General features: G+C 61.2%; 15 protein-coding genes and 1 pseudogene. 5 read left to right on the forward strand and 11 right to left on the reverse strand.

Annotation, left to right across the window (positions count from 1 at the left end; all coding sequences use genetic code 11):
• Positions 1–12: 12 nt before the first annotated feature.
• The 3 genes from ACYZTL_RS14685 to ACYZTL_RS14695 form a co-directional block, all read right to left on the reverse strand.
• Complete coding sequence (locus ACYZTL_RS14685; RefSeq protein WP_461952399.1) at positions 13–7,890, reverse strand: Ig-like domain-containing protein; 7,878 nt, start codon at positions 7,888–7,890, stop codon at positions 13–15.
• Between the two features lie 51 nt (positions 7,891–7,941).
• On the reverse strand, positions 7,942–8,787 hold the full coding sequence (locus tag ACYZTL_RS14690; protein ID WP_461952400.1) for a sulfotransferase family protein: 846 nt from the start codon (positions 8,785–8,787) through the stop codon (positions 7,942–7,944).
• A 115-nt stretch (positions 8,788–8,902) separates the two neighbouring features.
• Positions 8,903–10,474: a glycosyltransferase family 39 protein gene (locus tag ACYZTL_RS14695; RefSeq protein WP_461952401.1), complete on the reverse strand. Its 1,572-nt coding sequence runs from the start codon at positions 10,472–10,474 to the stop codon at positions 8,903–8,905.
• Between the two features lie 242 nt (positions 10,475–10,716).
• On the opposite strand from ACYZTL_RS14695, the gene ACYZTL_RS14700 reads away from it, so the two are divergent.
• A complete protein-coding gene (locus ACYZTL_RS14700) occupies positions 10,717–11,304 on the forward strand; it encodes a phage tail protein (protein WP_461952402.1) in 588 nt (195 codons plus the stop codon).
• Between the two features lie 54 nt (positions 11,305–11,358).
• The gene (locus ACYZTL_RS14705; RefSeq protein ID WP_461952403.1) at positions 11,359–11,670 is read left to right on the forward strand and encodes a DUF6916 family protein; all 312 of its coding nucleotides are present in this window, start codon (positions 11,359–11,361) and stop codon (positions 11,668–11,670) included.
• 59 nt (positions 11,671–11,729) lie between these two features.
• On the opposite strand, the gene ACYZTL_RS14710 is transcribed toward ACYZTL_RS14705, so the two are convergent.
• Genes ACYZTL_RS14710 through ACYZTL_RS14725 form a run of 4 tightly spaced genes read right to left on the reverse strand, consistent with a single transcriptional unit; the run spans position 11,730 to position 16,437 of the window.
• Entirely contained in the window at positions 11,730–12,227 is a 498-nt protein-coding gene (locus ACYZTL_RS14710; RefSeq protein ID WP_461952404.1) for a GNAT family N-acetyltransferase, read from the reverse strand.
• Between the two features lie 11 nt (positions 12,228–12,238).
• On the reverse strand, positions 12,239–14,335 hold the full coding sequence (locus tag ACYZTL_RS14715) for an efflux RND transporter periplasmic adaptor subunit (protein ID WP_461952405.1): 2,097 nt from the start codon (positions 14,333–14,335) through the stop codon (positions 12,239–12,241).
• Positions 14,336–15,655, reverse strand: coding sequence for an efflux RND transporter periplasmic adaptor subunit (locus ACYZTL_RS14720; protein ID WP_461952406.1), 1,320 nt, complete (start codon positions 15,653–15,655; stop codon positions 14,336–14,338).
• Positions 15,652–16,437, reverse strand: coding sequence for an efflux RND transporter periplasmic adaptor subunit (locus ACYZTL_RS14725; protein ID WP_461952407.1), 786 nt, complete (start codon positions 16,435–16,437; stop codon positions 15,652–15,654). The genes ACYZTL_RS14720 and ACYZTL_RS14725 overlap by 4 nt, the downstream gene beginning before the upstream one ends.
• A gap of 252 nt (positions 16,438–16,689) precedes the next feature.
• Here ACYZTL_RS14725 and ACYZTL_RS14730 point away from each other — a divergent pair.
• The 3 genes and pseudogenes from ACYZTL_RS14730 to ACYZTL_RS14740 all read left to right on the forward strand — a co-directional run.
• Positions 16,690–16,818: pseudogene (locus ACYZTL_RS14730) on the forward strand (6-hydroxy-3-succinoylpyridine hydroxylase); the annotation flags it as partial.
• A 369-nt stretch (positions 16,819–17,187) separates the two neighbouring features.
• The gene (locus tag ACYZTL_RS14735) at positions 17,188–17,964 is read left to right on the forward strand and encodes an RHS repeat-associated core domain-containing protein (protein ID WP_461954312.1); all 777 of its coding nucleotides are present in this window, start codon (positions 17,188–17,190) and stop codon (positions 17,962–17,964) included.
• Between the two features lie 108 nt (positions 17,965–18,072).
• Positions 18,073–18,369, forward strand: a complete 297-nt coding sequence (locus ACYZTL_RS14740) for an RHS repeat-associated core domain-containing protein (RefSeq protein WP_461952408.1) — start codon at positions 18,073–18,075, stop codon at positions 18,367–18,369.
• Between the two features lie 752 nt (positions 18,370–19,121).
• On the opposite strand, the gene ACYZTL_RS14745 is transcribed toward ACYZTL_RS14740, so the two are convergent.
• Genes ACYZTL_RS14745 through ACYZTL_RS14760 form a run of 4 tightly spaced genes read right to left on the reverse strand, consistent with a single transcriptional unit; the run spans position 19,122 to position 22,806 of the window.
• Positions 19,122–19,988 (reverse strand): ABC transporter permease, encoded by an 867-nt coding sequence (locus ACYZTL_RS14745; protein WP_461952409.1) that lies wholly within the window; start codon positions 19,986–19,988, stop codon positions 19,122–19,124.
• Positions 19,989–20,008: 20 nt separating this feature from the next.
• Positions 20,009–20,869 carry an ABC transporter ATP-binding protein gene (locus ACYZTL_RS14750; RefSeq protein ID WP_461952410.1) on the reverse strand — a complete coding sequence of 287 codons (861 nt, stop codon included), beginning with the start codon at positions 20,867–20,869 and terminating at the stop codon, positions 20,009–20,011.
• A 5-nt stretch (positions 20,870–20,874) separates the two neighbouring features.
• On the reverse strand, positions 20,875–21,900 hold the full coding sequence (locus tag ACYZTL_RS14755) for an ABC transporter substrate-binding protein (protein ID WP_461952411.1): 1,026 nt from the start codon (positions 21,898–21,900) through the stop codon (positions 20,875–20,877).
• An 18-nt stretch (positions 21,901–21,918) separates the two neighbouring features.
• Complete coding sequence (locus ACYZTL_RS14760; RefSeq protein WP_461952412.1) at positions 21,919–22,806, reverse strand: TauD/TfdA dioxygenase family protein; 888 nt, start codon at positions 22,804–22,806, stop codon at positions 21,919–21,921.
• Positions 22,807–23,054: the final 248 nt, after the last annotated feature.

Raw genomic sequence — 23,054 nt, forward strand, 5'->3', positions numbered from 1 at the left:
TAAATTGTTGTGTCAGGCCTGCACTTCGCTGATGCCGGCCTGTTTCAAAGCAGCGGCCAGGTCGTTGACCTGCCGTTGCTCGGTGTCTTTGAGCTGTTGCAGTTGCTGCGCGAGACTGGGCGCGCCAAATACGCCGCGCAGGCCTTGGGAAGCATCACTGACCATGATCGAATGACTGCCGAATGAGTTCAGCGAACTTTGCTCGTTGCCGACGTCCTGATTGAACAGATTCGACAACGTGCTGGTGCTGAACACCCCGCCATCGCCACCGCCGATGCCGAGGAAACCGTGGCTTGCACCTTCGCCGCCGCCGCTGTCGCTGCTGGTGAACACTTGCGCGACATAACTCTGCGCCAGCGCGCCGTTGTTCACGAAAATGTCACCCAGCGGCCGAATGCCGCCGCCGACGTCCCGGTTTTCGAACAACGGAGCAAAGGTCAGCGGGGAACCGAGGTCACCGGTGGGCGCGGTGAAAACGATCGGTTGCAGGGGCACGTTGGGTTGATCGGACACGGTCACCGGGTCGCTGCTGAGGAACTCCGGATCCGGGGTCACCGAGACGACGCCTATCGCGTAATTGTTGGAGACCGACACGCTGTCACCCACGTTACCGGCCAGATCGGTGACGTTGCTGGTGTCGAGGGCGATGAAGTTGCTCGGGTCGCTGACATTGGCAGTAGGCGTAAACGTGGCAGTCCACGTCTTGCCACCGTCGCTGCTGCTCAGGCCGGTCAAATCCCCGTTGGTCACGCTCAAATCCGACAGGTCGAAATTGTTCACCGCTTCGTTGAAGGTGAACGTCACCACGGTGCTCTGACCGACGCCCATGCTCGGGTTGGCGACCACGATGCTGACCGTCGGCCGGGACGCGTCCAGTATGTAGTTGTTGGAAATGGCAATACTCGCGCCGAGGTTGCCGGCGGCGTCCTGCACCGTACCGGTGTCGAGCACGATCAGGTTGGTCGCGTCGTTGATGCTGGCGGTCGGCGTCAGGGTTGCCGTCCAGGTGATACCGCCGTCGCTGCTGTTCAGGTTCGACAGCACGCCGTTGGCGACGCTGATGTCCGACAGGTCGAAACCGCTCACCGCTTCACTGAAGGTGAAGGTCACCGTGGTGGTTTCGCCGATGCCCAGGCGATTGTCGGCGACCACGATGGTGGCGCTCGGCAGCGCGGTGTCGATGGCGTAGTTGTTGGAGTCGGTGGTGCCGGTGCCGGCGTTGCCCGAGGCGTTTTGCACGCCGCTTTTGTCCAGTGTGATCAGGTTACTGGTGTCGGTGATGCTCGACGTCGGGGTGAACGTTGCCGTCCAGGTGACGCCGCCATCACTCGACGACACACTGCTGAGCGTGCCATTCACAATCGTCAGGTCGGCGTTGGAGAAACCGCTCACCGCTTCGCTGAAGGTAATAGTGACCAGTGAAGTTTCACCCGCCTTCAGCGCAGTGTCGGCGACCACGATGGTGGCTGTCGGCAGCACTGTGTCGATCGTAAAGTTCGCCGAGTTGGTGGTTCCGCTGCCCGCGTTACCGGCAACGTCGGCCACCCCGGTGTTGTTCAGGGTGATGACGTTGCTGGTGTCCTTGACGCTGACCGTCGGTGTGAAGGTGGCGGTCCAGGTGATGCCGCCATCGCTGCTGCTTACCGCACTCAACGTGCCGTTGGGGATGGTCAGGTCGGCGTTGGTGAAACCGGTCACCGCCTCGCTGAAGGTGATGGTCACCAAGGACGTTTCGCCCGCGCTGAGAGTGCTGTCGGCGACCACGATCGTAGCGGTCGGACGCAGGCTGTCGATCGCGTAGTTGTTGGAATCGGTGGTGCCGCTGCCGGCGTTGCCCGCCAGGTCGCTGATGCCGGTGTTGTCCAGGGTGATCAGGTTGGTCGTGTCGTTGACGCTCACGGTAGGCGTGAAGGTCGCGGTCCAGGTGATGCCGCCATCGCCGCTGCTCACCGCGCTCAAGGTGCCGTTGGCAATTGTCAGGTCCGCGTTGGTGAAACCGGTCACCGCCTCGCTGAAAGTGATCGTCACCAGCGAGGTTTGACCCAGCGCCAGCGTGGAGTCCGTCACAACGATAGTCGCCGTTGGGCGCACGGTGTCGATGGCGTAGTTGTTGGAGTCGGTGGTGCCGCTGCCGGCGTTGCCCGAGGCGTTTTGCACACCGCTGTTATCCAGGGTGATCAGGTTGGTCGCATCGGTGGTGCTGGCGGACGGCGTGAACGTGGCGGTCCAGGTAATGCCGCCGTCGCTGCTGCTCACCGCGCTCAAGGTGCCGTTGGCAATCGTCAGGTCGGCGTTGGTGAAACCGGTCACTGCCTCGGAGAAGGTGATGGTGACCAGCGACGTTTCGCCGATTTTCAGCGCGTTGTCGGCGACGACAATGGTGGCCGTCGGCAGCACGGTATCGATCGTGTAGTTGCCGGAGTCGGTGGTGCCGCTGCCCGCGTTGCCGGAGAGGTCGGCCACACCGGTATTGCTCAGGGTGATGACGTTGGTCGCGTCGTTCACACTCACCGTTGGCGTGAAGGTGGCGGTCCAGGTGATACCGCCGTCGCTGCTGCTCACCGCCGTCAAGGTGCCGTTGGCAATCGAAAGGTCCGCGTTGGTGAAACCGCTCACGGCCTCGCTGAAGGTGATGGTCACCAGCGACGTTTCGCCGGCACTCAGGGTCGGGTCTGCCAGGACGATGGTCGCGGTGGGCCGGACCGTGTCGATGGCGTAGTTGTTGGAATCGGTGGTGCCGCTGCCGGCGTTGCCCGACAGGTCGCTGATGCCGGTGTTGTCCAGGGTGATCAGGTTGGTCGTGTCGTTGATGCTGGTGCTCGGCGTGAAGGTCGCGGTCCAGGTGATGCCGCCATCGCTGCTGCTCACCGCGCTCAAGGTGCCGTTGGCAATTGTCAGGTCCGCGTTGGTGAAACCGGTCACCGCCTCGCTGAAAGTGATCGTCACCAGCGAGGTTTGACCCAGCGCCAGCGTGGAGTCCGTCACAACGATAGTCGCCGTTGGGCGCACGGTGTCGATGGCGTAGTTGTTGGAGTCGGTGGTGCCGCTGCCGGCGTTGCCCGAGGCGTTTTGCACACCGCTGTTGTCCAGGGTGATCAGGTTGGTTGCGTCAGTGATGCTGACGGACGGCGTGAACGTCGCCGTCCAGGTGATGCCACCGTCGCTGCTGCTCACCGCGCTCAAGGTGCCATTGGCAATCGTCAGGTCGGCGTTGCTGAAACCGGTCACTGCCTCAGAGAACGTGATAGTGACCAGCGACGTTTCGCCGATTTTCAGCGCGTTGTCGGCGACGATAATGGTGGCTGTCGGAGCCACGGTATTGATTGTGTAGTTGCCGGAGTTGGTGGTGCCGCTGCCCGTGTTGCCGGAGAGGTCGGCCACCCCGGTGTTGTTCAGGGTGATGACGTTGGTCGCATCGTTCACACCCACCGTTGGTGTGAAGGTGGCGGTCCAGGTGATGCCGCCGTCGCTGCTGCTCACCGCCGTCAAGGTGCCGTTGGCAATCGAAAGGTCCGCGTTGGTGAAACCGCTCACCGCCTCGCTGAAGGTGATGGTCACCAGCGACGTTTCGCCGGCACTCAAGGTCGGATCTGCCAGGACGATGGTCGCGGTGGGACGGACCGTGTCGATGGCGTAGTTGTTGGAATCGGTGTTGCCGCTGCCGGCGTTGCCCGACAGGTCGCTGATGCCGGTGTTGTCCAGGGTGATCAGGTTGGTCGTGTCGTTGATGCTGGCGCTCGGCGTGAAGGTCGCGGTCCAGGTGATGCCGCCATCGCTGCTGCTCACCGCGCTCAAGGTGCCGTTGGCAATTGTCAGGTCCGCGTTGGTGAAACCACTGACCGCTTCACTGAAAGTGATCGTCACCAGCGAGGTTTCACCGATTTTCAGCGCAGTGTCCGCCACGACAATGGTTGCCGTTGGCCGCACGGTGTCGATCGCGTAGTTGTTGGAGTCGGTGGTGCCAAGGCCCACGTTGCCGGTGCTGGCCGCCTGCACACCAGTATTGTCCAGGGTGATCAGGTTGGTCGCATCGGTGATGGCGCTGGTCGGGGTGAACGTCGCCGTCCAGGTAATGCCGCCGTCGCTGCTGCTCACCGCGCTCAAGGTGCCATTGGCAATCGTCAGGTCCGCGTTGGTGAAACCGGTCACGGCCTCGGAGAAGGTGATGGTCACCAGCGACGTTTCGCCGATTTTCAGCGCGTTGTCAGCGACGATAATGGTGGCCGTCGGAACCACGGTATCAATCGTGTAGTTGCCGGAGTTGGTGGTGCCACTGCCTGTGTTGCCGGAGAGGTCGGCCACGCCGGTGTTGTTCAGGGTGATGACGTTGGTCGCGTCGTTCACACCCACTGTTGGCGTGAAGGTGGCGGTCCAGGTGATACCACCGTCGCTGCTGCTGACGGCGCTCAGGGTGCCGTTGGCAATCGTCAGGTCCGCATTGGTGAAACCGCTCACTGCCTCGGAGAAGGTGATCGTCACCAACGAAGTTTCACCCGCTGCCAGTGAAGTATCGGCCAGCACAATCGTGGCGGTCGGACGCACCGTGTCGATGGCGTAGTTGTTGGAATCGGTGGTGCCGCTGCCGGCGTTACCCGACAGGTCGCTGACCCCGGTGTTGTCCAGGGTGATCAGGTTGGTCGTGTCGTTGATGCTGGCGCTCGGCGTGAAGGTCGCGGTCCAGGTGATGCCGCCATCGCTGCTGCTCACCGCCGTCAGCGTACCGTTGGCGATGGTCAGGTCGGCGTTGGTCAAACCACTGACCGCTTCACTGAAGGTGATCGTCACCAGCGAGGTTTCGCCGATCCTCAGCGCACTGTCCGCCACGACGATGGTCGCGGTGGGACGGACCGTGTCGATGGCGTAGTTGTTGGAATCGGTCGTGCCGCTGCCGGTGTTGCCCGACAGGTCGCTGACACCCGTGTTGTCCAGGGTGATCAGGTTGGTTGTGTCGGTGATGCTGGCGGTTGGCGTGAAGGTCGCCGTCCAGGTGATGCCGCCGTCGCTGCTGCTCACCGCCGTCAGCGTACCGTTGGCAATGGTCAGGTCCGCGTTGGTGAAACCGCTCACCGCCTCGGCGAAGGTGATGGTCACCAGCGAGGTTTCGCCGATTTTCAGCGCATTGTCGGCCACCACGATGGTCGCGGTCGGACGGAGCGTATCGATGACGTAGTTGTTCGAGTCGGTGGTGCCGGTCCCGGCGTTGCCCGCCAGGTCGCTCACTCCGGTGTTGTTCAAGGTGATCAGGTTGGTCGTGTCATTGACGCTGGCGTTCGGGGTGAACGTCGCCGTCCAGGTGATGCCGCCGTCGCTGCTGCTCACCGCCGTCAGCGTACCGTTGGCGATGGTCAGGTCGGCGTTGGTGAAACCGCTGACCGCTTCGCTGAAGGTGAAGGTCACCAACGAGGTTTCGCCGATCCTCAGCGCCGTGTCTGCCACGACGATGGTCGCGGTCGGCCGCACGGTATCGATGGCGTAGTTGTTCGAATCGGTCGTGCCGCTACCGGCGTTGCCCGCCACATCGCTGATGCCGGTGTTGTCCAGGGTGATCAGGTTGGTCGCGTCAGTAATACTGGCGGTCGGGGTAAAGGTTGCCGTCCAGGTGATGCCGCCATCGCTGCTGCTCACCGCCGTCAAGGTGCCGTTGGCAATCGTCAGGTCGGCGTTGGTGAAACCGGTCACGGCCTCGTTGAAGGTGAAGGTCACCAGCGAGGTTTCGCCGACTTTGAGCGCCGTGTCGGTAAACACGATGCCGGCGGTCGGGCGAGCGGTGTCGACGATGTAGTTATTGGAATTGGTGGTCCCGACGCCAGCAGTGCCCAGACCGTTGATTACCCCGGTGTTGTCGAGGGTGATGACGTTGGTCGTGTCAGAAATACTGGCGGTCGGCGTGAACGTTGCCGTCCAGGTGATGCCGCCATCGCCGCTGCTGACTGCCGTCAAGGTGCCGTTGGCAATCGTCAGGTCGGCGTTGGTGAAACCGGTCACCGCCTCGGAGAAGGTGATCGTCACCAGGCTCGTTTCGCCGATGCTCAGCGTGGTGTCAGCGACCACAATGGTTGCGGTCGGCGGCGGTGCATACGCGGTGTTGAGTACGCCGCCATCGTTGTAGATTGTCGCCACGGAGGTCGGCGAGGTGCCGGTTGTCCCGCCGTCCAGTGCAGGACCACCGGCACCGCTGCCCGCGGCATTACCGGCCAGGGCAGCGAAGTTGGCGGCCGTCATCAGCAGTGTGCCTTTGTTCCAGATCGCACCGACGCCCCGGCCGCCGATGCCGCCGTTGGAGGCGTTGCTACCTTGGCCACCCCCACCGCCGCCGCCACCACCGGCGCCGATGTTGTTGGTAATGTTCGACGTGCCGATGATGGTCATGACACCGCTGCTTGCGTTGTAGATCCCGCCCGCCGCGTTACCGCCGGCGCCACCGACCTTGTCCCAACCGGCGCCGCCACCGCCGCCGCCAATGGAAATCGTGCCATTGGTAGCCGTCGCACCGTTACCGCCGTTGCTGTAGTAGTTAACGCCCAAGCCGCCAGTCCCGCCAGTGCTGGTGCCACCGCGACCGCCCATGTGCGTCGCGTCATAACCGCCGCCGTAACCGCCGATACCGCCGCTGCCCGCCTGGCCGCCCAACGTGCCGGTGCCCGGCCCGGCCGAACCGCCATGCCCACCGCCCTGGCCGCCCAAACCGCCGCCACCGCCACCGCCACCGCCGTAAAACGCGCCCGTGACACCGCCACCACCACCGCCACCGGAAGCGGCGTTCGAGGTCACGCTAACGTTGTTCAGCGTCAGGATCCCTGCGTTGAAAATCCCCCCGGCCATCGCACCCGTGGCACCGTAACCACCGTTGCCGCCCGTGCCCGACACCAGGCCACGGGTGATCACCAGACCATCCAGCGTCACGGTTTTGCCCGACGCAATTTCAATCACCCGAGTCCTGTACTGACCGTCGAGAATCACATCCGCCGCACCGTCATTGTTCAGGTCGCCATCAACGGTGATGTTCTTGTTGATGAGCAGTTCGGAGGTCAGTTGCACCGTCATGCTGGCGTTGAAGGTGACGGAATCGCCGTTCTGCGCCGAAGCGATGGCGGCGCGCAACGAGCCGACGCCCGTGTTGGCGTTGTTGGTGGCCGTCCAGGTCGCCAGGCCCCACTGATAGTCGCTCATGGCGGCGGTCGAGAGAACGTTGGCGCTTTCGATGTTGCCGGTAGCGATCTCCAGATCCCAGTCGCCGCCCACGCCGGTGCGGTTGCTGGAGGCCGCCACATCACGGCCGGTCAGTTGCGCCAGGGAATCGACGAAGCTCAAACCCCGTTCGCCTTCGGCGGTGTAGCAGCCGTAGATCATGATGTCGCCGCCGACATTCATGTCCTTGCCGATTTCCGCCAGCACCGCACTGCGGGCCGCGACGTTATCGGCCGACAGGTAACTGTCGCCCAGCCACAGATCACCCGCGTTGCCGTGGGCGATGATCTGCACCGAACTGATGCCCTGATGGGTGTCCAGGTAGTCGGCTATCTGCTGCAAGCCGTCCCTGGTGGCGTCGAGTTGAACCACCTGAGTGCCGGGCGCCACACCCTTGAGCAAGCTGTCAGCGTCCTTGACCCGGGAGTCGACGAACACCACGCTTTGTCCGGGCACTGCAACGGGCGCCACGGCGGGCGTGGCATCGGCCTGGCCGTGGGTGTCCTGACTGGCGACCGGTTTCTCGGCGACCGGTGGCTTTGCCGCGTCAGCCGTGGTGTGGCTGTCAGCCTGGGCGGTATCGGCCACAGTAGCTGCCACCGCGCCGTCGAACAGCATGCGCGGCTCCAGGGACACGATCATTGGAGAGGCCAGCGCTCGTGCGCCTTTGGTAATCCGTGACTTGCCGTTGCTCCACCACATGTTGCTCACCCGGACTCGAACGTTTTTGCTGCGTAAACGAAAACGCCGCGATCAACTGATCGCGGCATCGGCTTTCATGCGAATGACATTGGCGGCGCTGGCTGAGCCATCGAGCCAGAAGGACAATTGTGCGTACTGCTCGAACAAATCCGGCGGCAGAATCGTGCGCCGCGATTGCAACTCGACTTTGGGTTTGACCTTGTGCAGGCCCGATACACCCAAGGCTTGATCGAACTCCGGCGCGTCGTAGGCCAGGTTGTCGAAATCGTGTTCGAACCAGGGTTCGCCAATGAAGTCGTAGACCAGCCGCATCACCCGGTCAGGCGCCTGGGTCAGCAGGTCGTAATCGACGATCAGCAGCGAGTCGGCGTGCTCACCGTAATAGGCTTCCTTAAGCGCAGCCCAGGCAAAACCGACCAGGCGATTGCGTTGGGCCAGGGTTTCGCAGCGGCTGTAGACCGTATTGCGTTCGACCGCATCGCCAAACAGCTTGGTGTTTTCGAACGGGTTGGCGCGATAAAGACGTTCGATGCTGTCCATGACCCAGGCGACGTTGCGCACACAGGCAATGACCTTGGCTTGAGGGAACAGATCGCTGATCGCCGGCAGGCGCGAACTCCACAAGCGGTTGGTGTCGAACACCACCGGTTTGTCGGCCTTGTCGGCGTAGAAGGAATCGAACAGGCCGCGAAGTAAACGGCGGCGCAGATGGGTATCGATCACCGCGCCGAACTCGCTGCCGGCGCTGCATTGTTCAAGGACACCGGAAAAAAGTGAGCCGACGGGGCTGGTCATGCCGGCATGGAAACGCGGGTTCTGCAAAAGGATTGCAGAAAGCAGGGTCGAGCCCGAACGCGGCAAGCCGGAAATAAAGTGGAACTGTGACAATCCTTTCACCCTGATCATAAGTCCTTTTGTAAGGGAGCGTAGACCATGGGTGACCCTATGGGTAATGGTGTTTTGATATCAAGCCGAAGTAAGCCGACGGGGTAATGCAATTCCCGTTACAGCCTCAAGGCCGCATGAACAAACGTGCGTTGGCGCCGCCCGCCTGAGTTTCGCCAATACGCTGCCAGCCGGCGGGCAACGGCGCGAATTCGTCCGGCACATCGACGGTGCCGATCAGCCAGACTCGACCACCGCCCTTGGGCAAACTCTCGAGGCTGTCGAGGTAAGTGTCCTGGGTCACCAATGTGCCAAAACCATAGGCATTCGGCCGGCTCGAAATACCATTGGCCAGCGGCGGTGTGAACAGCAACGGCTGGGCGTCGGTGCGGTTGTAATAGACATAGCTGAGATACCAGAGCATATCGCTGGTGACGATCCGGTCGCCGGTCACGAAGTGCTGGTTGACATAATCGACCATGACGCTGATCTGATCATTGGTGTCCACCGTGGCGTTATTCTTCAGGCCCACCAGCTCAACGCCGACAAACAGCGCCAACACCGTCACGGCCAGTACCCGAAAGCCTGAATACAGACGATCAACCGCCAGCGCGACAATCATCGGCAGCCCCAAGGCATAGGCCGTCAGATAGCGCTCGATAAACACCGGCGTGATAAATGACACCCCGAACACCAGCAGCAGCGGCAACGCCGTGTAGATCAGCAGCAGCACGCTACCCCGAAAGACACTGCGGTCCCGCGCCACCCCCACGCCAGCAACGACCAGCAGCGCCAGCGGCAGCGCGATGAAAATCAGCGTCGGCAGGTTTTCGCCATCGTCCTGGATCAGGAACGACCAGAGCATCGAAGGCAACGAGCCGAACGTGACCGGTGTTTCCCAGCCCACATCGCCATTGGCCTTGAGCTGATCCATGTGCTGGAGCAGATCGATCAGGCTCGGCACCCACGGCAGGTACAACAGCACGATCGCCGCGTTAGCCAGCCACCAGCCGGGGCGTTGAATATGCCGCAAGCGATAACCCGGCTGTACGCGGATCAATCCCAGATACAACCAGTGGCAGAGTACGCACAGGGCCGTGAAGTAATGGGTGTAGAACGCAGCAGTCATCAACAGCGCATACGCCACCAGATATCGCGGGCGATGGGGGCGTCTGATCCAGTAGACCAGGGCAATCGTGGCGCCGATCAGCCACAACCCCAGCAGCGAATACATGCGCACTTCCTGGCTGTAACGCACTGCCGTGGGCAACAGCGCCAGCAGGAAACCGGCCAGCAGCGCCGCACGGCGGGTGGCGAGCAAGTCCATCAGCCACACGCCGAGCCACACCGTGGCGATGCCGGGTAAAGCGCTGAGGCTGCGGATCGAAAAAATACCGTCGCCGAACAGTTCGACCCAGCCATGCAGCAGCAGGAAATACAGCGGTGGATGCACGTCATGCGCCGCATGGACCCAGATGCCGGCCAGTGAAAACCGGCTCAGCAGCAGGCTGGACCCTTCGTCGCCCCAGATGGCCGCCGCCGTCAGGTCGTAGAAACGCACCAGCGCCGCCAACGCCAGGATCGGCAACAGCCAATGCTCCTGCGCCCATCGCAACCAACGCTGAACCATCGCCCAGGCGCCGGGCGCTGCGTGCGGCTCCTGGGCGCCGCCAAGCGGTGTTTCTCTGCGCGCCTCCATTGCTTCCCCCTGAAACGAGCCCCGACCACAACGCCTGTTGATCACTGTAGGACGGCGCACGTTCGTCGTCGATGCTGGCTTTGCGACCAACGACATTCGGCCGTGATGCGGATCAACTACGCTCTGGCCTGGCGTGACTCAGCCAGGGAAATGAACGGAGTCGGCTGATCGCAACGATGGGCCTGGATGTCCGGGCCACGCTTGCAGCGCGCCAGACAACTAACCTGAGGGATGAGGAAACTATGGAAGTATTCATGGGCACTATTCAGTCTTTCGCCTTTAACTTTGCCCCTAACGGCTGGGCCCTGTGCAACGGCCAGACGCTGGGGGTCTCGCAATACCAGGCACTTTTCTCACTGCTGGGAACCTACTATGGAGGCAATGGCACCACCAATTTCATGCTGCCCAACCTGCAGGGCCGAATGCCGGTTGGCATGGGCAACGGTCTGAACCTGACACCCCGGGACATCGGCGAATTCTCCGGGACCGAGAGCGTCACCGCGACCATCACCAACCTGCCCAATCACACCCATGCCCTCTCCGGGCTGACGGCCACCACCACCCTGCAACTGGCCAGCCCGGCGAGCAACCCGGTCACCAATCCCACCGCGACCAACTCGTACATCGGCGCCTCGGGCGGCGGACCGGGCTCGGCGAGCATCTACTCCGATCAGCAAGGTGCGGCGGCCGTGCCTCTCAAGGGTGTGGCGACCACGGTCACCGGGGAAATCTCGTCCGCCGGCAACGGCCTGCCCATGGAAGTGATGAACCCGTTCCTGGTGCTCAACTTCAGCGTTGCCCTGAACGGGCTGTTCCCTTCGCGCGGTTGAGATTCGGCCGGGGGTGCAAATCCCCCGGCCACTTTCATTATTGGGAGTGACGCCATGCTGCAACGGGTTCAACACCAACACTTTCAGACGCTGCTGGGCAAGACTGGCACGCTGCGGCTGCCGGATGGCAGTGAGCTGTCGATCCATATCGACAGCCTTGAAGAAACACCCCGGTCGCGGCTGCCAAACAGCGAGCGCATGCCGTTCAGCGTCGCATTCAACAGCCTGCAACCCACGGATTTCGTAGATGGGTTGTGTGCGCTGGAGTTACCGGAACTTGGCCAAGTAGAGGATATTTTTGTCTCCCGGGTGCCGGCGATGGGGCGTGATCCGGGCGTGGGGTACTTCTACATCGCATTCAACTGAACACACGAGATCCCAATGTGGGAGCGGGCAAGCCCGCTCCCACAGGGTCCGTGTTGTTTTCAATGCTGCGGATACCACACCAACCGCTCCGCCGCCGGATTACGCTCTTCAACCTGAAACCCCAGCGCCAGGTAATGCTGGCGCGCGTGGGCATTGTTGGCCCAGACCACCGTGGCCACCGGGCAACGAATCTGCCGCGCGGCTTTCTGCACGCCTTGCAGCACCGCCCGACCGTAACCCTGCCCGCGAGCCTGCGGGATGAACGCCAGGTACAGCACCCGAATTTCATTGGGACCGAAATCGGTGGTCAACGCACCGATAGCCGTGCCGAGCTTTTCGATCACGTAGTGCATGGCATTGGGGAAGTGCTCCCCCAGCCCTTGCTCCTGTACCTTGAATTGTTGGGACACCACCTGTTCGACGACTTCCCGCTCGCCGTCGATCCATTGCAGATCCGGTCGTGCCGCTTGATAGAGGCGGTGTAGAAAAGGCCCATCGTTAACGCGCGACGGCCGCACCACCAAGCCGTCGGCCGCCACAGAATCCGTATTCGCCATCGCTGCTCTCCCTAGAAACCGCTTTCCCTGACACCCAGCGCTGCCATGCGCCGCCACGCAACGCCCAACACCGATTCACCGCGCCCCTGCAACACCACCACGCCGCGCAGCGGTTGCACAGGCGTCGGCGCCTCATCGAGGCTGCTCAACCGTGCGCCATATTGCCCTTGCACCGGCTCGGCCCGTTGATGCGCATCCCGGCGCACGGCAATCGGCCCGTGATGGTCGGACGTCAGCGCTTCCTGATCGACATAGGCTGCACCGTTGGTGTCGACTTCAGTCAGTTGCACAGCGATCGCCGGGTGCATCGGGTCATCGGCGATGAACCGCCCGCGGGCGCCCGGTGCAACACGCCACAACTCGGCCTCGGCCAGATAGCCCCGCAACCGCACACCGTCCTCCACCACCCGCGCCAGCGGCTCCTTGGTCGCCAGCCAACGGCCGACGGCCAATTGCGGCAATAGATCGCGCACGCTACCAGCATGGGGTGCGCGCAGCAGCAAACGTTCGCGCTGGGCCGCCAATCCGCGGTATTCGGCCACCGCTTCAGCCAGACGCTGTTCGACGATGCCCGCGTCCGCCGCGGTCTCGCTGCGACTCGCCTGGCGACGCATCTGCAATTGCTGGATCTGGATTTCGCGGCGGACGATGGCCTGGCGCGAGTCCAGGTCCGGCGATTCCAGTTCGATGAGCACATCGCCCTGAGCGACCTTTTGCCCATCGTGCACATTCACCACTTTGACCCGCGCCGCCACCGGCGCATGCAGCGCACTGGCCCGTCCCGCTTCGAGCATCGACGGCAACTCCACCGCACTGCGCCAGGGCAATGCCAGAAACAGCACGAAGGTGAGCAGCCCCAGCGCACTCAACAACACCCGCGGTGCATGGGCCTGATCGCGGCGGCTCCACCATTCCCGCCACTCGCGCACGATCGGCAGAAAGATGAACCACACCAGCTCCACCAGCATCAGGAAGATGCCCAGGAGCTTGAAGAACAAGTGATACACCGCCAGCGCAATCCCGAAAAACAGTACCGCGCGCCACAACCACGAGCCGTAGCCCCACACCAACAGACGTCGCTGCATCCTCGGCGACAAAGGCTCCGGGGCCGGTTCGCCATAGCCGAACAGGGTTTCGCGCAGGTGCCAGCGACACAGGGCAAAGGCGCGCCCCTGCAGGTTGTCCACCTCCCAGAAATCACTGAGCAAAAAGTAACCATCGAAACGCATGAACGGGTTGAGGTTGATCACCAGCGTGGTCATCCATGTTGCGCTGGCGAGCATGAATGCCGCCGTGCGCGCCGGCCCGTCGGGCAACAGCGACCAGGCCAGCAGCGCAATAGTCGCCAGCAGCAGTTCGGCCAGCACGCCACCGGCTCCGATCAGCAATCGGGCACGCCGATCGTTGACCCGCCAGGCATCGCTGACATCGGTGTAGAACATTGGCAACAGCACCATGAACGCCACACCCATGCTCTGCACCCGACACCCCGCGCGCTTGGCCATGAACGCGTGGCCGAATTCATGGCAGAGCTTGGCAAAAAACAACGCCACGCCGAAGGCCAGCGCGCCACCGAGGCTGAACAAATGCGGGAAGGTCGCGATAAATCGCTGCCAGTCCCGGGACACCAGAAACACCCCGAGGCCCAGCGTTGCCGGTAATCCGAAGCGCAGCAGACGCGGGCCGAAACGCGCCAGCCAGGGCCAGGCGCGATTGAGAAAAACATCTGGACGCCAGAGCGGGATTCGAAAAAACAGGTATTGATGCAGAAGAATCTGCCACAGCGACTGACGCTGGGCGGCGGCTTTCAGGCTGTAACTGTCACGCTGCTGCGGGTCGAGGGCGCTGATCAGATCGTGGCCGCGCAGAAAGCCCAGCAGTTGCTCCAGATCGCTGCCGCTCAACGGCAAGCCCGGCTCGCGATTGGCGGCGTGCAGGACCCGATCGGGATCACCCAGGGACCAATGTCGCAGCAAGCGCATCGCCGCCACGCCGAGTTTGAAATAGCGGCCGCGCACCGGATCGGCCAGGGTCCAGCGCGGCGAGCCGTCCAGCGCCGGGGAAGCGGAAGTCAGCTGCAAGTCCGCGCGCAGGCTCGGCAAACTCATCTACAGCCCCACACTCTGGCGCAAACCCGCCAGTGGTTTGCGCAGAAGGTAGAGCGCCAGCGGGGCACGGTCACCGAAGACTTTCGCCGTGCCGCGCAGGCCGATACGCGGTGGCGCCTGATCGAAACTGGCATCGAGTCGATAGGCCAACTGCCCGCCGGCCGTGGGTTGCGCTTCGTACGCCGCGCGTTCAAGCCGGGCCAGATGCCGCTGCAACGGATCGCTGTCGAGGAACAGCGCGACTTGCGCGCCGGGTTCCAGAGAGATCGCGTCGCCAACGGCCAGTTCGATGCGCAGTTCGGCCTGGGTCGGATCGGCAATTTCCATCAACCGCTCGCCGGTCTGCACCGGTTTCCCGGTCCAGCGCTCGGCGTCGGCGAACACGGCAATGCCATTGCGCTCGGCGCGCACTTCGCTGCGCTTGAGCAGCTCACGGGCGTAATCCCGTTCGGCGCGTTTTTGCTCGACGCGCGCGGCCAGCAGATCAATCTTCGAACTGGACTCGGCATCGGCAAACGAGCGCTGGGAATTGGCTTTCAATTCCGCTTCGGTAACGCCCAGGGCGCGTTCGGCCACGTCGGCCTGAGCCTTGAGCGTGGTGCTTTCAAAGCGCAGCAGCAGGTCGCCGGTTTTCACCGTCTGGTTGGGTTTGACCAGAAACTCGGCGATCACGCCGTCCAGCGGCGCCGCGACGACCCGACCGCCCAATGGCACCACTTCCGCCGGCGCCAGCACCGATTGGCGCACCGGGATCAACAGCCCGAGCAACAGCACGGCTACCAGCGCCACCTGACGTTTTCGGGTCCAGCGCAGTCGCCAGGGTTTGCGCGGCTGCAGCGCCAGCCAGGCGTGGCTGTAAGTGTCGCCGAGTTGCGACAGCAGCACTTGCTCCGGCGGGTTCCACGGCAGATCCCGGGCCAGCCACAGGCCGCCGAACACTTCACCTTGATGATCGATCAGCGGCAGCCAGAACACCTGGGCGGGAGACAGGCTTTGCCAGTCCGCCTGAATCGATTTACTGAGAAGATCGGGCGCAATCACCCGCGCCTTTTTCAGCACATCGCCCTTGAACAACTGCGCCACCGCCTGCTCGACGAACGCCACGAACGGTGCATTCGGGTCCACGGCACTGACGCCCGTCACCGCGTGGACCTTGCCGGCGATCAATAACGCGGCATGGCGAAAACCAAACAGCGCCTGACCATCATTGACCAGGCCGTAGGCCAGTTGCGACGGATTGCGCGCGGCGCGGGTCTGACGTTCAAGGTCAAGAAAGCGGGCGAAGACCTGTTCCGCGCCGCCGGTTACCGGGGCGTTCACTTGAGCCCCGCGAAACGCGCCGTGCCGCTCATGCCGGCCAACAGGCCAGTGGCGCTGGGCAGCGTCGCAACCAACAGCAAGGTCTGACTGCCTTCATCAATGCGCGCGCCCAGCTGTTTGACCGTCGCATTCAGCGGCCGACCGGTTTCATCGGGAACAAAACTGAAGGCCTGTCCGGGCTTGAGCTTGCCCATCCAGCGCGACGGCACCAGCAAATGGATTTCCAGCGTGCGATTGTCGACCACATCCAGCAATGGCGCGCCAGCGGCGACGCTTTCAAAACGCTGAACCTTGCGTTCGACGACCTGACCATCAAACGGCGCCACCACGCTGCAGCGTTTGACCTGCACCTGATACACCTGAGACTGCGCCTGCGTCTCGCTGAGCCTGGCCTCGGCCCGCGCCACTTCGAAACGCCCGACCGAATTCAACGTCGCCAGTTGCCTATTGTGAGCCAATTCCTCACCGGCCCCACGGCTGGCCGCCTGCGCCGCATTGAGCTGCGCCTGATAGGCCGAACAATCAAAACGCGCCAGCGTATCGCCCTTCTTGAACGACTCGCCCTCACTGAACGGCAACTCGACAATCCGCCCCGACAACTCACTGGCGAGCATCGCCTGATCCCGAGCCCGCAGCACACCACGGGCCTCACTGCTGGCCACTGCAGTGCTGCTGCCGACGGTGCTGTTGTCCAACAGCGGATCGTCTGGCACGGGCGTTTGCGCCTGAGCGGTACACGTAAAAAAGGTCAATCCGATAACCCACACATGAACACGCCACATAACCGTAACTCCCTGACGGATGAGCGGAGTCTATGACAGCGTGGGTGAGCGTCAAGTTGAGGGGGGTTATTGGGTGGAAATGGAATGTTTCAAAAAGGAGTAATTACTCGCCGCTGTTGTTTGATTCACCACCCAGCAAGTGTCGGTACAAAATCACACACCAAATCAGGAACGACCAAAAACGAAACCGGCAATAGACAATCCGATCTGCGCAGTTTCAACGACAAAGCCGTCACAATCATTAATAGATGAGTGCAGGATTACCTTGACCATCAGCCAGGCAGGTACAACGTGTTCTATGGATTGCTCGCAGGCACCCCATACAAGTGGCTCGATCTAAAAGGTTTGTTGGGCCATGTCGCCTACATCGACAACCCTCAGATTTGGGCGCAATCATAGCGCCCGATTGAGGCGTCCAAAATCATTAGGCCAGTTCAGCTTGCCCGCGAAGGCGTCCTGACTGTCGCCGCTGTCATCGGCCCAATTTGTTCATAACTTGAATCCACCCGGCCCAACATCGAGGAACGGATTATTGGCCCGATCCACTATCAGTTCTGCTAGTTCTCAACCCTGGCCAAGGCGCGTAAAACTAAGCCAGACATTCACGTTGATCGTCTTGCAAAGGTTTTCGACATGACTCAACCCGCTCCTGCCAATCAACAGAACTCGACTGCGCAGTGCACGGTACTGCTGGCGACGGATTTCAAAAATTCGGTACTCGCGGAAATCCATGCGGGTAATCCAAACCGTATGGCGTACTCACCCTACGGCTGGCAATCGGCGCAGCTTGAGCTTAAGACAGGGTTGGGGTTCAACGGTGACTTGCGCGAGGTGAAATCCCAATGGTATGTGTTGGGCAAGGGTTATCGCGTTTACAACCCGCGATTGATGCGTTTTCACAGCCCGGACAGTTTGAGTCCGTTTGATTTGGACCAGCGCAATGCGTATGCGTATTGCGGTGGGGAGCCGGTGAGGAGATCGGATCCGACGGGGCACTTTCCAATTGCGCTACTGAAGCCATGGTTTAACAAATTTCTAGGCGGCCTGCGGGCAACTGTTAATAAAACTGCCAGCACTGCCATAAGCACTGTGAGCGATACGTCTAAGATGATCTATCACGGTGCATCTCATGGTTACGATGTTTTAGCCCGTTCTAAAACATCGGTGAGCAATTACCTTTTCGGTTCTGAACCTTTTCCTGTCCCACCTCCCCGCTTTAAAAAAAGTGCGTCATCGAATAGCCCTAACTATTTAAAATCGAGACCTGATTCAGTCAGGGGGCAACAGGGTGGGTCTTATGCAGGAACTAGCCCTGGAAGAGTGCACAGTCAAAATCCAGTTACTACGCGTCAAACTTCAACTGGCGGGCGCGCTAACACATCGCCCACGACACCTGAACTTTCTACATTTGGGGTGAGGTCGAATTACCTTTCGGGGCAGTTGCCAAGATCGCACACTGCGATAGCAGAACGTGGGACCGGAGATACTGTCGCAGTAATTCGCACTGGTCTTAGGTCTTCAAATTAGTGCGTAGATCTCAGCTCACCGTCGCTGTCGACTTGAAGACCCTTCAGTTCTGTAAGGTGTTTCAAGCTCAAACAGGCATTTCGCTGTCCTGCCCCCCGAAGTTCCAGTATGACGCTGTCCCAACCCGGTGATCCAGCCTGGCAACGCACGGTACTGCTGGCCACTGACCGAAGTCAGTCAATCATCGCCGAAACCGTCGATGGCAAGACCAACATCATTGGCTATTCCGCCTACGGCGATCAGCCCGCGCAACATGAGGTCGCGACGGGGCTGGGTTTCAATGGCCAATTGCGTGAGATGCAAACCAGTTGGTATTTGCTTGGAAATGGCTATCGCGCCTACAACCCGCGATTGATGCGTTTTCATAGTCTGGACAGTTGGAGTCCGTTTTTTTTGGGGGGGTGAATGCGTATATGTATTGCGCGGGGGATCCGGTAAATCGGTCGGATCCAACGGGGCACGCCCCCCTCTTCCCCGGGTTGCCGCTTGGATTGCGCAAGTTTGTCTCAGGTGTTGACAAGTTTTTCTTTGGCGGGTCAGGAGTCACTGGACCGAGTCGAACTAAAAGCCTCATCGCGTCAGCTCCCCTTGGACCAATGCGCCCCGAAAAGACGGGGGAATTCAGATCACTCATTAGTGCAGGCACTATTGTCGGCGGGGCGCCCGGCCCGAGAGGAACCAGTTCTCCGGCATTCGGCGAATGGGGTGCTACCACGACGAGGCGCCACCCGGGGTATGTAGCAGGGGCCAATGCGGATGGATTTGTCCGTCGACCTCAATCGGTCGGAGGTGGGGCGCGCTCGAATCGTAACCGGCTTGCAGTTATAGGGGAGGGGCAGACATACGCCCCGCGCCGCGAACATAACGCCCTCCAAGGTGGTGAAGTACTCCCTCGTCAAAATCACTGGCCGAGTAACGAAACCATTTCAAGTACTGGATCCAGCTGGACGAATGCAACCAATACAACTGCAGGATCAGGCAGAAGTATCAACAGCGATACGTTCGAACGAGCCGCAGAACTCAGGGGCCTGGACGAAATGGTAAGACGATTAAACGCATTAAGCCGTCAGTCTTCCATCGACTCATTTCATTCCGCTGCGTCTTCAATCCGTAGTTCATGAAAGTTGTTCAGGACGTGATCGCGACGGCGGTACCCCTCACCGCTGCATCCCCCACCGCTTCACCGTCACCCGCTCCAACGTATCAAACACCAGATTCTCCACCAGCAACCCGATCAGAATCACCACCGCCAACCCGGCAAACACCTTGTCGGTGTACAGCTCATTACGATTCTGAAAAATGTACCAACCCAACCCACCCTTGCCGCTGGTCGCACCAAACACCAATTCAGCGGCGATCAACGTCCGCCAGGCAAACGCCCAGCCGATTTTCAGCCCGGCGAGAATCGACGGCAGCGCTGCCGGAATCAGGATGAACAGCACGAAGCGCATGCCCTTCAAACCGTAATTGCGCCCGGCCATTCGCAGGGTTTCCGAGACGCCCAGGAAACCGGCGTAGGTGTTCAACGCCAACGCCCAGAGCACCGAATGCACCAGCACGAAAATCAGGCTGTTCTGCCCCAGGCCGAACCACAACAGCGCCAACGGCAACAGCGCAATCGCCGGCAACGGGTTGAACATCGAGGTCAGCGTACTCAGCAGATCGCGACCGAACTGCGTCGACACCGCCAACGTGGTCAGGGCAAACGCCAGGACGATGCCGATCAGGTAACCCTTGAGCAACACCACCAGCGAAATCCACACCTTGCCCAGCAACTCACCGCTGAGCAGGCCGTCATACAACGCACTGGCGGTTTGCAGAAAACTTGGCAGCAGCAGGTCGTTGTTCTGAATGCGCGCCACCACTTCCCACAGCACCGCGAGCAACATCAGGATCAGACTTTTGCGAATCCAGCCTTGTTGCCACAGGCGTTGACCAAGGGGCAACTCACGCTCCAGCGGTACGCTGGTCAGCGGCTGCAAAACGGTTTCAAATTCTTCACGCGCAGATGATAACGGGCTCATCGGGCACTCCTCTCAATGGCTCAGTAAGCGATGCGAATGTCGGAAAAATCCAGCTCGCGCCCGGTTTCCGGTGACTGGCCTTCATCGAACAGCAACCGATGAATCCGTCGCGCCGATTCCTGAAACGCCACGCCGCCGAGGCTGTGCAAATCGTATTGATGGCTGTGGACTTCCGCGCGCACACGCCCCGGATGCGGCGACAGCAGCAGAATGCGATTGCCCACCACCAGCGCTTCTTCAATGGAGTGCGTGACGAACAGCAGCGTGAACCGCACTTCTTCCCAGAGCAGCAACAATTCCTCCTGCATCTTGCGGCGGGTCAGTGCATCGAGCGCGGCGAAGGGCTCGTCCATCAGCAGGATTTTCGGTTGCATCGCCAACGCCCGGGCAATCGCCACGCGCGCTTTCATGCCGCCGGACAAGGTGTGCGGATAAGCATCGGCAAACGCCGCCAGACCGACCTTGTCGAGATAGTGCAGCGCCCGTTCTTCAGCCTCTTTTCGCTTGAGGGTTTTCGAGGCCAGCAACGGAAACATCACGTTCTGTTTGACCGTCTTCCATGGCGGCAATTGATCGAATTCCTGAAACACCACAATCCGGTCCGGCCCCGGCGCGTTGACGGTTTGCCCTTGCAGACGAATCTCGCCCTCGCAAGGCTGGATGAACCCGGCAACCGCCTTGAGCAACGTGGATTTGCCGCAACCGGACGGACCCAGCAGCACAAAGCGGTCCGCCGGATCGATTTCAAAACTGACTTGATGGGTCGCTCGAACCACCCGCTGCGGCGTGCGGTATTCGAGGCTGACGTTGTCGACCGACAGCAGCGCCTGGGCTGCTGTGTTCGATTTGCTGACCGTGTGGCCTTGCAAAGGGGCGTTCATGTCGGTCAGCTCCCTTGCAGCGGCTTGGCGTCCTGGAAGAAATAATCCTTCCATGAATCCGGTTTGTTTTTGATCGCGCCGACGCGGTAGAGGAACTCGGCGAGCGGGTAGGTATTTTTCGGCGTGATGCTGAATTCGAACTGCGGGTTGTCGATGATTTTCAACAGCGCGGCGCGATCGATTTTCGCCTTGGTCACGCGAATGTAGGTATCGGCGGCGGCCCCCTTATCGTTCTGCGCGAACTGCGCCGCTTCGGTCAGCGCTTCGACGAACGCCTTGTAGGTTTTCGGGTTCTCGTTGCGGAATTTCTCGGTGGCGAACAGCACCGTCGGCGAGTTCGGGCCGAGCAGGTCATAGGTGTTCAGCACCACATGGACGTTGGGGTTGGCCAGCGCCTGATCCTGGAATGGCGGATTAGAGAAATGCCCGGTCAACTCGGTGCCGCCGGCAATCAGCGCCGCTGTCGCGTCGGGGTGCGGAACGGCGATGGTGTACTTGTCGAGGCGGTTGAACTCCTTGTCGCCCCACTGCTTGGCGGCCGCGTATTGCAGGAAGCGCGACTGCACCGAAACGCCCACCGCCGGCACCGCGATGCGGTCCTGCTCGGTGAAGTCAGCGATGGTTTTGACCTTGGGATTGTTGCTCACCAGGTAGTACGGAAAGTTGCCGAGGGAAGCGACGGCTTTGATGTTCTGCTTGCCGTGGGTGCGGTCCCAGATGGTCAGCAGCGGACCGACGCCAGCGCCGGCGATATCAATCGAACCCGAGAGCAACGCATCGTTGACCGCTGCGCCGCCGGAGAGCTGCGTCCAGTCGACCTTGATGTCGATGCCTTCCTGCTTGCCGTACTTCTCGATCAGGTTCTGATCGCGCACCACGTTGAGCAACAGATAAACGATGCCGAACTGCTCGGCAATGCGGATTTCACCTTCGGCGTGGGCCACGGTCGGCGCCACCAGGCTGCTGGCGATCAGGCTGAAACCAAGGCCGATAGCGGCGGCCAGCGGTGCAAAGGGAAGACGTTTGGACATGATTCAATCTCCGACAAATCAGTAAGGGGCGTCGCCCTGAATGGTGGTGCGATACAACTTGCGGCGCAGATGGCTCGGGCAACCGGTGGCGAGGTGGATCAGCGAACGGTTGTCCCAGAACACCAGGTCGTGGGGCTGCCATTGATGGCGGTAGATGTTGTGCGGCAGCACGCTGTGGGCGTAGAGCTCGTCGAGCAGTTGCTTGCTCTCGTCGTCCGGCAAGCCAACGATGCGAGTGGTGAAACCCTCGCTGACGAACAACGCCTTGCGGCCGTTTTCCGGATGCTTGCGCACGATCGGGTGAACGACTTCGGCGACCTGAGCCAGTTGCTCCGGCGTCAACGTCGGACGCCAGTTGCCTTCGAATTTGGTCTCGCTATAGCGCGCCGTGTAGGAGTGCGCCGCCGAGCGACCTTCGACCGCTTTGCGCAGCGCTTCGGGCAGGTTGTCCCAGGCTTTGTGCATGTCGGCGAAGAGCGTGTCGCCCCCTTCGGACGGTAGTTCCTGGGCGTGCAGCATCGAGCCCAGGCTGGGCAGTTCTTTGTACGAAAGGTCGGAGTGCCAGAACTTGCCGGCATCGCCGAGGCCGATGGATTGGCCGTTCTCGATGATGTTGGAAATGATGAAAATTTCCGGGTGCCCGGCCAGCAGAAACTGCTTGAGCACGTGGATCTGCAACACGCCGAAACGGCGGCTGAAGTCGATTTGCTGTTCGGGGGTAATGCGCTGGTCACGGAACACCACGACATGGTGATCCAGGTGCGCGCGATGGATGCGGGCGAAGTCCCGATCATTGACCGGGCGTGACAGGTCGAGGCCGATGATTTCGGCACCGACGGCGCCGCTGAACGGGCGGATCTCGAAGGTTTGTGGCGCGATGCTTTGAATTGCAGAGACGACAGACATAAATCACTCCCACGCACGGCACGCTCAAGGGCGCGCGTCGATCAGAAACTCACGGAGGTCCCGTGTTGGTTCGTGTCGTGCGGCGCGCCGATTGGTCGGCAGGTACGCAGGAGGATGACTTTATAGGTATAAGAATTTAAATTTAAATACCGTTAGCGAATAACGATATGGCAGAACAGGCGATGAGTAACCTGTGGCGAGGGAGCTTGCTCCCGCTGGACTGCGTAGCAGTCCCCTTTTTGGGGATA

This window comes from Pseudomonas sp. LB3P81 (assembly GCF_054897965.1).